Origin of the sequence: Prevotella sp. oral taxon 299 str. F0039 (assembly GCF_000163055.2) — a bacterium.
Taxonomy (GTDB): domain Bacteria; phylum Bacteroidota; class Bacteroidia; order Bacteroidales; family Bacteroidaceae; genus Prevotella.
This window is the reverse complement of the sequence record NC_022111.1, coordinates 579,220-592,760: the sequence shown is the minus strand read 5'-3', so window position 1 is coordinate 592,760 and position 13,541 is coordinate 579,220. Positions and strand designations below refer to the sequence as shown.

13 protein-coding genes are annotated in these 13,541 nt (G+C 34.9%); 10 read left to right on the top strand and 3 right to left on the bottom strand.

Translation table 11 applies throughout. The features are described 5' to 3' along the window. The first annotated feature begins 1 nt into the window (after window position 1). Entirely contained in the window at window positions 2–1,909 is a 1,908-nt protein-coding gene (locus HMPREF0669_RS05405) for an ATP-dependent DNA helicase RecQ (RefSeq protein WP_009227517.1), read from the top strand. Window positions 1,910–2,011: 102 nt separating this feature from the next. Next, window positions 2,012–2,845 carry a glycosyltransferase family 2 protein gene (locus HMPREF0669_RS05400; protein WP_232236476.1) on the top strand — a complete coding sequence of 278 codons (834 nt, stop codon included), beginning with the start codon at window positions 2,012–2,014 and terminating at the stop codon, window positions 2,843–2,845. Here HMPREF0669_RS05400 and HMPREF0669_RS05395 read toward each other — a convergent pair. The 3 genes from HMPREF0669_RS05395 to HMPREF0669_RS05385 all read right to left on the bottom strand — a co-directional run bounded on the left by HMPREF0669_RS05395 (window position 2,820) and on the right by HMPREF0669_RS05385 (window position 5,769). Beyond that, on the bottom strand, window positions 2,820–3,623 hold the full coding sequence (locus HMPREF0669_RS05395; protein WP_009227515.1) for an MBL fold metallo-hydrolase: 804 nt from the start codon (window positions 3,621–3,623) through the stop codon (window positions 2,820–2,822). The two genes, HMPREF0669_RS05400 and HMPREF0669_RS05395, sit on opposite strands and share 26 nt — an antisense overlap. Window positions 3,624–3,835: 212 nt before the next feature. Continuing rightward, window positions 3,836–5,464, bottom strand: coding sequence for a chaperonin GroEL (gene groL, locus HMPREF0669_RS05390; protein WP_009227514.1), 1,629 nt, complete (start codon window positions 5,462–5,464; stop codon window positions 3,836–3,838). Between the two features lie 32 nt (window positions 5,465–5,496). Further along, window positions 5,497–5,769, bottom strand: a complete 273-nt coding sequence (locus tag HMPREF0669_RS05385) for a co-chaperone GroES (RefSeq protein WP_044045723.1) — start codon at window positions 5,767–5,769, stop codon at window positions 5,497–5,499. A gap of 252 nt (window positions 5,770–6,021) precedes the next feature. Between HMPREF0669_RS05385 and HMPREF0669_RS05380 the strand changes: the two genes are divergently transcribed. The 8 genes from HMPREF0669_RS05380 (at window position 6,022) to HMPREF0669_RS05345 (ending at window position 13,500) form a co-directional block, all read left to right on the top strand. Next, window positions 6,022–7,704 (top strand): glycoside hydrolase family 10 protein, encoded by a 1,683-nt coding sequence (locus HMPREF0669_RS05380; protein WP_044045644.1) that lies wholly within the window; start codon window positions 6,022–6,024, stop codon window positions 7,702–7,704. Between the two features lie 190 nt (window positions 7,705–7,894). Then, window positions 7,895–8,176, top strand: coding sequence for an HU family DNA-binding protein (locus HMPREF0669_RS05375; protein ID WP_009227511.1), 282 nt, complete (start codon window positions 7,895–7,897; stop codon window positions 8,174–8,176). Window positions 8,177–8,439: 263 nt separating this feature from the next. Further along, on the top strand, window positions 8,440–10,014 hold the full coding sequence (locus HMPREF0669_RS05370; protein WP_009227510.1) for an Rne/Rng family ribonuclease: 1,575 nt from the start codon (window positions 8,440–8,442) through the stop codon (window positions 10,012–10,014). Between the two features lie 172 nt (window positions 10,015–10,186). Beyond that, window positions 10,187–10,630 (top strand): 6-carboxytetrahydropterin synthase, encoded by a 444-nt coding sequence (locus HMPREF0669_RS05365; protein WP_009227509.1) that lies wholly within the window; start codon window positions 10,187–10,189, stop codon window positions 10,628–10,630. A gap of 7 nt (window positions 10,631–10,637) precedes the next feature. Further along, on the top strand, window positions 10,638–11,216 hold the full coding sequence (locus HMPREF0669_RS05360; RefSeq protein ID WP_009227508.1) for a radical SAM protein: 579 nt from the start codon (window positions 10,638–10,640) through the stop codon (window positions 11,214–11,216). Beyond that, window positions 11,171–11,758, top strand: a complete 588-nt coding sequence (folE, locus tag HMPREF0669_RS05355) for a GTP cyclohydrolase I (protein ID WP_009227507.1) — start codon at window positions 11,171–11,173, stop codon at window positions 11,756–11,758. Before HMPREF0669_RS05360 ends, folE begins: the two co-directional genes overlap by 46 nt. A gap of 126 nt (window positions 11,759–11,884) precedes the next feature. Then, the gene (locus HMPREF0669_RS05350; RefSeq protein WP_020967209.1) at window positions 11,885–12,634 is read left to right on the top strand and encodes an RNA methyltransferase; all 750 of its coding nucleotides are present in this window, start codon (window positions 11,885–11,887) and stop codon (window positions 12,632–12,634) included. Beyond that, on the top strand, window positions 12,631–13,500 hold the full coding sequence (locus HMPREF0669_RS05345) for a hypothetical protein (protein WP_009227505.1): 870 nt from the start codon (window positions 12,631–12,633) through the stop codon (window positions 13,498–13,500). Before HMPREF0669_RS05350 ends, HMPREF0669_RS05345 begins: the two co-directional genes overlap by 4 nt. Window positions 13,501–13,541 lie beyond the last annotated feature (41 nt).

Genomic DNA, 13,541 nt, shown 5'->3' with positions numbered 1-13,541 from the left:
TATGCAACTAACCCGGCATAAAGAGATTCTCCAAGAATATTGGGGATATACGAGTTTTAGAGGCATTCAAGAAGATATCATCACCAGTATCTGTGATAAAAAAGATACATTAGGATTGATGCCTACAGGTGGGGGTAAATCTATTACCTTTCAAGTTCCTGCCTTATTATTGGAAGGAACATGCATAGTTATAACTCCACTCATTGCATTAATGAAAGATCAAGTACAGAACTTACGCAAAAGATCTATAACTGCAGTTGCAATTCATTCTGGAATGTCTCGCCAAGAGGTTATTACTACACTCGATAATTGTATCTTAGGGAATATAAAGTTGTTGTATGTATCTCCCGAACGTTTATCTTCAGACTTCTTTAAAAAGAAACTTCAACACATAAAAGTTAGCTTCATAACTGTCGATGAAGCTCATTGTATTAGTCAATGGGGATATGATTTTCGCCCTTCTTACTTAAATATTGCGGAGATTCGCCAATTAATACCCAACACTCCGATACTTGCTTTAACTGCAACTGCTCCCCCTTTGGTTATAAAAGACATTCAACAGCAATTACATTTTAAAGAAGAAAATATCTTTAAAATGAGTTTTGAACGAAAGAACTTGGCATATATTGTCCGCGAAACAAATGGCAAGGAAGAAGAACTAATGCATATTCTGAACTCTGTTAATGGTAGTGCTGTGGTGTATGTGAGAAGTCGTTTAAGAGCAAAGGAAGTGTCGAAGTTACTTAACGAGAACGGAATACACTCTACTTTCTATCATGCTGGACTGGAACACAGCGTAAAAGACAAGCACCAAGCAGCCTGGCAAAACAGCGAAGTGCGTGTAATGGTTGCTACAAATGCGTTTGGAATGGGAATTGATAAAAGCGACGTACGACTCGTTATACATATTGATTGCCCCGATTCTATAGAAGCTTACTTTCAAGAAGCAGGTAGAGCAGGTAGAGATGGCAATAAAGCATGGGCAGTTTTGTTGTATAACGATAGTGATGAGCGCAAACTAAATAAACGAATAGCTACTTCTTTTCCTGAAAAAGATTATATAAAACAGGTTTATGCACATTTGGCTTACTTCTTTCAAGTAGCCTACGGAACTGGAAGAGGACGCACTTTTGTTTTCGACATCGATAAGTTCTGTAGAGTATTTAAACATTTTCCTGCTCAATTACAATCTGCTCTTACTATCCTTATGAGGGCTGGTTATATTGAATTTGAACACGACCCTGATGCCTCGTCTCGTGCTATCTTCTTGCTACAACGCAATGATCTATATCTACTTCAAAGTCTTTCACCCAAAGAAGACCTTGTCATTACAACTTTATTAAGGTTATATGGGGGTTTATTTATTGATTATGTTTATATAGATGAAGATCTTATTTCTGAGCGTTCTGGCTTAACTCGTAAAGAGATATATCTTTTATTAAAAGGCTTAAGTCAGCGACATATCTTACATTATATCCCTCAAAAGAAGATACCTTACATCACTTTTCTTTGTGAAAGAGCTGATCCCAACAAACTAATTATACCTCCTGAAGTATATGAAAGAAGAAAAGAGCAATTTAGTTTACGCATAAAATCAGTTATAACTTACGCTAAGTATCACGATGTTTGCCGTAGTAGACAGCTTCTTCGATACTTTGGTGAAGAACGTTCTCACGATTGTAAACAATGTGATGTATGTCTTGAACACCTCGAAGATCCTAATTTTAAAACCTCTATAGATCATGCTATAATGGAAATTAAAGATCTATTAAGCGATGGTAAAGAGCATATTATCACTGACTTATACAAGATAAATATCCCAGAAAGGTATCTTTTTGAAGCTCTAACTTATTTATCTAATGAAGAATGGCTCACTTCTATTGATGGATACATAAAGAAAAACGATTAAAGTGTAGCTTACCTTTTTATATTTTACAATGACATGAAGAAAGAATTATCAATACTTATACCTACAAAAGATTATGTTTGCACTCGCCTTATTAAAGAGTTAGTGAAACAAGCAACAGCCATTCAAGACCTTATTTTTGAGGTTATTGTTGCTGATGATGGATCTGAAAGCAAAGAAACAATTATAGAAAATAAAATAATTAATCAATTTCCACATTGCAAGTACATCATTAGAGAAACTAATGTAGGTAGATCTTCTATTCGAAACTTTTTGGCTTCACAAGCCCAATATCCTCAATTACTATTCTTAGATAGCGACGTTTATTTACCAACACCATTATTTTTACGGCAATATATTGAAATTATTGATTCTGCATCAGTTGTTTATGGTGGCACAATAAACGATAATAACAAAAATAAATGGAAAGGAAATCTACGCTATAAATACGAAAAAACTAGTGAAAGTAAACACGATTTACAGCATCGGAGGGCTTCTCCTTATCGCTCTTTCTGCACTCCTAACTTTTTAATTAATAAAGAAGTAATACTTAATCACCCTTTCGATGAAAGTATAAAAGCTTATGGTTATGAAGATGTTATATTGGGAAGAACTTTAGAACAACATGGTATTATAATACAACACATCGACAACCCTATTCTAATCTGCGAGTTCGAAGACAATAAAACCTATCTAAATAAGATAAAAACGGCTCTTACTACCTTGTTTTATAATCAAAATAAGGTGCAAAATCACTCTCAACTGGTGGTTGCTATGAATTTAATTAAAAGATTACATCTTACTGATGTTGTAAGCAGTTTTTTTCTTTTAGCACAAAACAAGATAGAAAAACAGCTTATTTATAGCAAAAATCCATCTTTGCTCTTATTGAAGCTATACAAGGTTGGCTTTTTTATTTCAATTCAAAAACACCAGTAGGACGTTTTCTTTCAAGTGTTTCTATTTTGAAATCAGGATTCTTATAGAACACTGTATCAGCAATGATTTCCTTAATATCGCTAAGAGCTATTTCTGGTTGGTTATTATCTTCGCTTAAATGGCATAGCCAAACACGCTGCAAGTTGGCTGTTCCATAAGTTGCAAGTAGCTGTCCACAGTCTTTATTTGATAAATGTCCGTGTGATGAAAGGATACGTTCTTTAAGACGTTGGGGATACTTTCCGCTCAATAATAAATTGATATCATGATTGGCTTCTACCACTAAATAGTTTACATTTGCAACAATATGGGCAATATCTTGAGTAATACTTCCAATATCAGTAATAAGTCCTAGTGATATATTTTCATACTTTACGAGGTAACCATTGTTATCCATGCTATCGTGAGGAACATGACATGATTGGATATCAAATGAGCCAATGCTAAACATTGAACCTGTTTCTATAATAGAGATATTATCTTCTGGGACTTTCTTTCTTACACAAAAGTTCTTCATAATACCAATATGTACGGGCTTAGTTGACCACACTTTTGCTCCAGTTTCAATGCTTAAGGCACCAACAGCCTTGACATGATCGGCATGATCATGTGTTATTAGAATATTATTGATTTGTGAGAGCTTTAATCCATATTCTCTAAAATACTTTTTAATCGTACGAACTCCAACTCCTGCATCAATTAATAGTCCCTCATTCTCAGTATAAAGGAAATAGCAATTACCACTACTTCCGCTACCCCACGACACAAAATTCAACATTTATATAGTCCTCTCTTTTCTTACAAAATTATAAAAAAGTAATGAAATAGTAGAAACTTTCTCATACTTTTATAACCTTTTAGAATCAACAGAGATGACATAAATACCCGTATTCAAAACAATTTAATACTAAGGAAATAATTATAAAACATAAAAGAGGGTGAAACACAATAAATGCTTCACCCTCTTTTGTACATTAGAAATAACTATTTTTACATCATTCCGCCCATTCCTGGTTGTCCCATTGCAGGCATTGCGTTTTCTTCTGGCTTATCAACTATAATACATTCAGTTGTTAAGAACATTCCAGCAATTGATGCTGCGTTCTCTAAAGCCACACGAGAAACCTTTGCAGGATCGATAACTCCAGCCTTACGTAGGTCTTCATAAACACCTGTTCTTGCATTATATCCGAAGTCATTCTTACCTTCACGCACCTTTTGAACAACGACAGCACCTTCTCCACCAGCATTAGCAACAATCTGACGCAATGGTTCTTCGATTGCACGCTCAACGATATTGATACCTGTTTGTTCGTCTTGATTATCTCCCTTAAGTTCTTTTAGTGCATCAAGAGCATGGATATAAGTCGAACCACCACCTGCAACAACACCTTCTTCAATAGCTGCACGAGTTGCATAGAAAGCATCATCTACACGATCTTTCTTTTCTTTCATCTCAACTTCGCTATTTGCACCGACATAAAGAACAGCTACACCACCTGCCAATTTAGCAAGTCTTTCTTGTAATTTCTCTTTATCATAAGAGCTTGTTGTGCTTGCAATTTCATTCTTTATTTGGCTAACACGGTCTTGAATACTTTCTTTTGAGCCTGCACCATTTACGATGGTAGTATTCTCTTTATCGATAGTTACCTTCTCTGCAGTACCTAACATTTCAAGAGTAGCTTGTTCAAGCTTCAATCCCTTCTCTTCACTTATAACAGTTCCACCAGTTAATATTGCGATATCTTCAAGCATTGCTTTACGACGATCACCAAAACCTGGTGCCTTAACTGCGCAAATCTTCAAACCTGCACGTAGGCGGTTTACTACCAAAGTGGTTAAAGCTTCACTATCAACATCCTCTGCAATCACCAATAAAGGTCTGCCAGTTTCTGCTGCTGGTTGAAGAATTGGAAGGAAATCTTTTATGTTGCTAATCTTTTTATCATAAATAAGAATGTATGGATTGTCCATAACACACTCCATTTTTTCAGAGTCTGTTACGAAATAACCAGAGAGATAACCTCTGTCAAACTGCATACCTTCAACTACATTGATATAAGTTTCACGGCTTTTACTTTCTTCAATAGTAATCACTCCGTCCTTACTTACCTTACGCATTGCATCTGCAAGCAATTTACCTATTTCAGGATCATTGTTCGCTGAAACTGTTGCAACCTGTTCAATCTTATCGTAGTTGTCTCCAACTTGCTCTGAGTTAGTTTTAATATAATCAACAACTGTCTTCACAGCCTTATCAATTCCTCTCTTAAGATCCATAGGGTTAGCACCTGCAGTTACGTTCTTTAGCCCCTCAGTAACAATTGCTTGAGTCAAAATAGTTGCTGTTGTTGTACCATCTCCAGCATCATCTCCAGTTTTACTTGCCACGCTTTTAACAAGTTGAGCACCAGTATTCTCAAACTTATCCTCTAGTTCAATCTCCTTTGCAACACTCACTCCGTCCTTAGTAATAAGTGGAGCACCAAACTTTTTCTCGATAACTACATTGCGACCTTTAGGACCTAGTGTTACTTTTACAGCGTCTGCAAGTTGGTCTACACCACGTTTTAAGAGGTCACGTGCATCTATATTGAATTTAATTTCTTTAGCCATAATGGTAAATATTTATATTATTGTTCCGTATTTTATTTATTAAAAACTGCCAAGACATCACTTTGGCGCATTATAAGGTATTTAGTTCCTTCTAATTCAAGCTCTGTACCACTATATTTTCCATAAAGAACTTCATCGCCTTCTTTCAAAATCATAGGTTCGTCTTTAGTTCCTTCTCCAACAGCAATAACGTTTCCTTTTAATGGTTTCTCTTTTGCTGTGTCTGGAATTATTATTCCTCCTACTTTTTCTTCAGCTTGTGCAGGTAGTACAAGCACTCTGTCTGCCAATGGTTTGATATTCATAATCATTAAATTTATATTTATTACTTATATTATTTTCTACTAATGTGAATTATCAAAAACTATGCCAAAGACATTTTTGGCAGTGATTTGACAAGAAGATTGCCTGTTGAGACTGTTTCATATTGATTTATTAAGCCATTCAATAACATACATTTTGTCTAAGTCGTAGAGCTAAATCTAATAATTATATTATCTTTGCAAACGGTTTATAAACAATATATTAAAACACAAGTGTGTGAAATATTTATACAGATGAAAAAAGTTCTATTTCTAATATTGACTTTATTTGCAATACAAACAATAAAAGGTCAAACAAATTTCAATTCTTCTTTGTTCAACTTTCAATCAAGTTTATCACCTAAAAGAGAGGTACGTGCGGTGTGGTTAACCACTATTGGAGGACTAGATTGGCCTCATAGCTACGCTCAAAGCCCTACTTCAATCACCAAACAAAAGAAAGAATTACAAGTAATACTCGATCAATTGAAACTTGCAGGCATCAATACCGTCTTATTTCAAACACGTATTAGAGGAACCGTTGTATATTCCTCAGATTATGAACCATGGGATGGTTGCTTGTCAGGAACACCTAACAAGTCACCAGGATATGACGCTTTAGGGTTTGCTATCGAAGAATGTCATAAAAGGGGAATGGAAATTCAAGCGTGGATTGTAACTATTCCTATGGGGAAATGGAATCAAGAAGGCTGCAAAAATCTTCGCAATAGATACCCATCTCTACTGAAAAGGATTGGAGAAGAAGGCTTTATGGATATGGAAAATCCTCAAACGGCTCAATATCTCGCTAATATTTGTGGAGAAATAACAAGCAAATACGATATTGATGGTATTCACTTAGACTATATTCGATATCCAGAAACATGGAACATAAAGGTTCTTAAAGAAACAGGTAGGAATCATATCACTAATATTGTTAAAGCAATTAGCTCTAAAGTATATGGACTTAAGCCATGGGTAAAGATGAGTTGTTCTCCTATTGGAAAATTTAACGACCTTAGTAGATATTGGAGTCATGGTTGGAATGCCTATCACAAGGTGTGCCAAGATGCTCAACTTTGGTTGAAAGACAATCTAATGGATGAGTTATATCCCATGATGTATTTCAAAGGAAATCAATTTTATCCCTTTGCAATAGACTGGTCTGAGAACAATTACGGTAAGACTATAGCACCAGGCCTAGGCATTTACTTTATGGATCCAAAGGAAAAGAACTGGTCTCTCGAAACAATCACACAAGAACTCAATGTTTTAAGACAATATCATCTTGGCAATGCATACTTTAGAAGTAAGTTTTTCACAGATAATCTAAAAGGATTATATTTCTTCGTTGCAAACAATTATAACAGATATCCTGCTCTTATTCCTGCTATAACCTGGCGTCACAGCATAGCCCCAACGGCTCCTCAAGCCATCAATATAGATAAGGTAAATGGCAAAATCTCATGGAGTGGTGCAAAAGACAACAGCAATGCTCCCTACCTATTATATAATATATATGCCGACAGCAAGTCTCCTGTAGACATAAACAATCCTGGAAACCTTGTTCAAACACGCTTAAAAGAAGAGAGTGCCACCATTCCTAATAACAACAAGCTATTCTATGCTGTTACAGCTATGGACAGATATGGCAACGAAAGCAATGCAATTCAAGAAAAAAAGCATAGCGTTTACACTTCAAAAGCACCCTTATTGTGGCTCAAAACGAATGATAATAGTATCTTACTATCGCAAGACATACAATATACATCATCATTTGTTGCTATTGAAACGCTACAAGGAACTCCATTATACACTAGAAGTATAAAGGATAACCAAGTGAACATAAAAGGTATTCCACAAGGAGAATATGTCTTAAAAACGATCAATAAGCATAACAAAGGAAGTCTTATAGGATATTTTAGGATAACACAATAGAAGAGGAAAAGATGAAATATTCTTTCTTCAAAATACCAAAAGATTAATACTGAAAGATATAAAAATGCAAGATTAGCAAGCATTTATGAGAAAAAAGTAATAATAAATTTCCATATAACATCGAAAAATTGTATATTTGCAAACCTTATTTAGAGAATAAGGGGAAAAGACATATAAAGATAAAGATAAAATGACAAAAGCGGATATCATTAATGAAATAGCCTTATCAACAGGCTTACAAAAGAAAGACGTTTCGGTTGTTGTAGAAAGTCTAATGGGAACTATCAAAGATAGCCTGCTCAACAAAAAAGAAAACGTATATCTTCGTGGTTTTGGTAGTTTCACAATCAAACACAGAGCTGCAAAGACTGCACGTAATATTCTTAAAAATACAACAATGACAATTGATGCACATGACTTCCCAAGTTTCAAACCTGCAAAAAGTTTTGCAGAAAAAATGAAACAAGGATAAATATATTCTTACATTATTTTTTTAGAAAATAAAGATATAAAAATAACACAATAATAATTTAAAACAATACAGTTATGCCAAACGGTAAAAAGAAAAAGGGCCACAAGATGGCTACTCACAAACGTAAAAAGAGACTAAGAAAGAATAGACATAAGAGCAAATAATGTCCCCTTAACGTCTATCGAAAGAGGGGTATGTCAGAGATTTCAGACGAATATTTTTGACATACCCTTTCAAATTTAAACTAAGCAGGAAGGAAAAGAATGACAAGTGAAATCATAATTGATGCACGAGAGAAGGAAATTTCGATAGCTCTGCTTGAAGATAAAAACCTTGTAGAGTATCAAAACGAGTCCCGATCAGCTTCATTTTCTGTGGGTAATGTTTACATTGCCAAAGTTAAGAAGCTCATGCCAGGGCTCAATGCCTGTTTCGTAGATTTAGGTTATGAACGTGATGCCTTTCTTCATTATCTTGACTTAGGAAGCCAATTTAACTCGTACGATAAGTATATAAAACAAGTACAGAGTGATAGAAAGAAACTATCTCCTTTCTCTAAAGCTCTAAAACTTCCCGAAATAAAGAAAGATAGTAGTATTCAAAGCACCTTAAGCGTAGGACAAGAGGTATTAGTTCAAATTGTTAAAGAGCCAATATCGACTAAAGGACCTCGTTTAACAGGCGAGTTGAGTTTCGCAGGAAGATATTTAGTACTTATTCCTTTTAGCAATCAAGTATCTGTATCTTCTAAAATTAAAAGCGGAGAAGAAAGAGCACGACTTAAACAACTAATCCATAGCATTAAACCAAAAAATTGTGGAGTAATTGTTAGGACTGTTGCTGAGGGTAAAAGGGTAGCCGAATTAGACGCCGAACTAAAAGTTTTGAACAACAGATGGGAAGCTGCTATCCTTAAAATACAAAAAACTCAAAAACGTCCACAATTGATTTATGAGGAAACAGGACGAACAATAGCATTATTAAGAGATCTGTTTAATCCCTCATTTGAAAATATTTATGTTAATGATGAAGAAGTTTTTGCAGAAATAAAGAACTATCTTGAACTCATTGCCCCTGATAAAGCAAGCATTGTTAAGATGTATTCAGGAACAGTTCCGATATTCGACAACTTCAACATCACTAAACAGATAAAATCAAGCTTTGGTAAAACTATAAACTACAAACATGGTGCTTATCTTATTATAGAACATACAGAAGCACTTCATGTTGTAGATGTAAATAGCGGAAACCGCACTCGTTCCGAAAATGGACAAGAAGCTAATGCGCTCGATGTCAATTTAGGTGCGGCTGATGAGCTTGCCCGTCAACTCAGATTAAGAGACATGGGAGGTATCATTGTTGTAGATTTTATCGACATGCACTTGGCAGAAGACAGACAATTGTTATATGAACGAATGTGTAAAAACATGCAAAAAGACCGCGCAAGACACAACATTCTGCCTTTAAGTAAGTTTGGTTTAATGCAAATAACACGTCAGAGGGTACGTCCAGCTATTGATGTTAATGTAGAAGAGACCTGCCCCACTTGCTTTGGAAAAGGGAAAATACGCTCAAGTGTACTATTTACAGAACAATTAGAGAGTAAGATTGACCAACTAATCAACAAGATTGGCATTCACAAATTCTATCTTCATGTACACCCTTATGTTGCAGCTTATCTCAACAAAGGATTATGGTCTATAAAAAGAAAATGGCAGTTTAAATATGGATTTGGTGTTCATATCATTCCATCACAAAAGCTCGCATTCCTACAATACGAGTTTTTCGACCCACAAAAGCAGTTTATAGATATGCAGGAAGAAATAGAAACAAAATAAAAGAAAGAGAGAGCGCTGCTTGTTGGTGTTCTCTTTTTCTTTTCATTTATTTATTATTATCATCGTTTTCACACTTTTACAAGTTATAAAAGTACACTAAAAAGACTAGAATAGCAGTATTTTGGCTCTATAAAGCACTTTTCAAAACACCGAATCACATATATATCAAACAATGACTCATACAAATACCACTATAACAGCCGAACGACATCATGACATTTCGTGTGGGCATAGAGTTGTAGAACACGAAGGTAAGTGTAAAAATTTGCACGGACACAACTATCGTTTCCACTTTTCTATAGAAGCAAATACCCTTGATAATGTAGGAAGAGTGATAGATTTCTCGATCATTAAACAAGTTCTCTGTCAGTGGTTAGAAGACCAATGGGACCATAAATTCCTCCTTTGGCAAGAAGATCCTTTTCTCCCTACCCTACAAAATCTATCTAAAGAGAGTATTGTAGTAGTACCTTTTAACCCCACCGCAGAAAATATTGCACTTTATATGCTCAATCATATAGCACCAACACTATTGAAAGAATATGGTTGCACCTTAACAAAATGCAAAATAGAAGAAACCCGTAAATGTTCTGTTACCGCCCAATTAAACCCTTAAAGGATTTATGAGAGTAAACGAAATATTTTATACACTACAAGGAGAAGGCGCCCATACAGGCAGAGCTGCTGTATTTTTGCGTTTTGCGGGTTGTAACCTCACATGCTCATTTTGCGACACTCAACACGAAACTTACACGTCTATGAGCGAAGAAGAAATAGTGATATCCATTAATAAGTTTCCTTCAACATGGGTAGTTATCACTGGTGGAGAGCCTACAATACAATTAACAGAGTCTCTCATTCACAAACTTCATGCTATAGGTAAAAAGGTGCAAATAGAAACAAATGGCACTATTATTCCTCCCCCAAATACCGATTGGATAACAGTATCGCCTAAATTTGAATATTGCAAACGAGCAGAAATAAAGGCTGAGCGTATCAATGAACTTAAAGTGGTGTACGATGGAAGTAATAACATGTCAGTATACGAAACAATAAAAGCCGACCATTATTTCTTACAGCCATGCGATTTACAAGACGAAACAAAGAATAAAAAAATTATAAACCAAGTAATTGAATATATAAAAAAGAACCCCAAATGGAGATTATCCCTACAAACACACAAAATATTGAACATGCCCTAAAACTTATTCTCGAAACAATTGGAGAAAATCCCAATAGAGAAGGACTGCAAGGCACACCTCAACGAATTATAAAAATGTGGCAAGAGATATTTAGAGGCTATGATAATAGCCAAAAACCAACTATCACCACATTTGAAAACGATGAACACACAAGCGATTTAGTTTTTGATTCGGGCGATTACTTTTCTATGTGCGAACATCACATGCTTCCTTTTTTTGGTAAATACTACTTTGCTTATATCCCTCATCCCGATGGAAGAATATTAGGAATAAGTAAGATCGCACGCGTTGTTGGCTATTTTTCGGCACGATTACAGCTACAAGAACGACTTGCAAAAGACATTATAGATATGCTTTCAGAAGCACTAAACAACCAAGCATTAGGATTTGCTATCGTTATGAAAGGCACTCACTTATGCAAAAGTATGAGAGGTGTTAAGAACAACGGAAAAATGACAGTGGCACGTTTAACAGGAATTTTTCAAACAGATAATGAACTACGAAAAGAGTTTTACAAACTGATTGACCTTCAAGACGAATAATATAGAGGGGTCTTCTCTCGGTAATATCACTATAGTCTTTAGTACTTTTATAATTTGAAATTATTTTATTCGATTTCATCTTAATATCACTTTATTTCTTTATCTTTGCAGTATAACACCCATAAAATGCTAGGTAAGAATAAGATAAAATTCATTCGCTCTCTTGAACTCAAGAAAAACAGACAACAAGAGCGTTTATTTGTTGCCGAAGGACCAAAGGTTATTGCTGACCTTTTGACAAAAATAAAGGCACACACAATATTCTCTACTTCCTCGAAGCTCAAAGAATTCTCGAGCAAACAGGCTGATAACATCATCGAAATAACCGACTCTGAATTGTCGAAGATTAGCTTTTTGCAACATCCTCAACAAGTTTTAGCTGTCTTTCCTTTCTTTCCTACAACCGAAGCAACACCACAGAATCAATTAATATTAGCATTAGATGGAGTTCAAGACCCAGGAAATTTAGGTACAATTATACGCATTGCCGACTGGTTTGGCATTAAAAACATTGTGTGTAGTGAAGACACCGTTGATGTTTATAATCCTAAAGTGATCCAAGCAAGTATGGGAAGTGTAGCACAAGTGTCGGTGAATTATTGCGATTTAAAGAACTTTATAGAAAATATTGCCCCTAAAGTTCCTGTATACGGAACATGCTTAGATGGTGAAAATATCTATAACCAAACGCTTTCAAGCAAAGGAATTATCGTAATGGGAAATGAAGGTAAAGGTGTTTCTACTGCCATAAAGCAGCTGTTTACACACAAACTATTGATTCCCAACTATCACCCTCAGAGCGCAATTGATAGCTTAAATGTTGCCATCGCAACTGCTATTACATGTGCAGAGTTTAAAAGACAGAATTTAGTATGAAGAAATTAATACGTCAAAAAAGTATTCCAACTATTGCGAAATATGCGCTAACTCAAATGCTAAAGGCTAAAAAGAAAGAAGTAAAAGCTGTAGCTCCATGGATTGCAATCACTTCTTTTTTATTCGCAATCCTCATAACTTACGCTCCTTTTATAATTATAGAAACAGTCATTAGCTTAAAAGACGTAATGCAAAATGCTATCTTATTATCGATAATGACACTTCTTTTCATATTGTCATTCTCTGCTTTTACTGCTCAAGTGTCAAGTAACATCAATAAATACAAATTGCTTTTTAACCTAAAAAGAGTACTTAAATTCTCTGCATTCTATAGTTTTTTAAGCATTTTATATGGTTCATTAGGAGCATTCTTATATTTCCGTTATACATTAAATACTATTCAACTTTCTGTAGATAAGATGCAAGAATCATCTCCTTTATGGTATATTGTATCATACATCGTGGTTGGCTTAGTTATTACTTTCATTATCATTTTGCCAAGTATATACCTCTTTGCTAATCATATGTTTAATCCTACAGATAAACTAACACACAAGTTAGGTGCAAAATATCTTATAGGAATGAGAAATATAGGTCTATTAATAACCATATCATTTACAATTTTGTTAGTGGGAATATGCTTAGGTGGTCTTATTATGCTACCAACAACCATTATAACATTTGCAAAATTGTTTTCTTTAGATGGTGTTCTTGGTGGAGACCCTGCCAATCTTCCAAGTTATTTCACAGCTCTTATGATTATAAGTGGAACATTATGCACAACCTTATTGTGTGGAGTTGACATTTGGAAATTACTAGTATTAAAACACATACATGTTCGAATTACTTTTAAAGAACAAGAATGAGCATTAGTAAAACAACAGAAAAACAATACATTTGAAATATA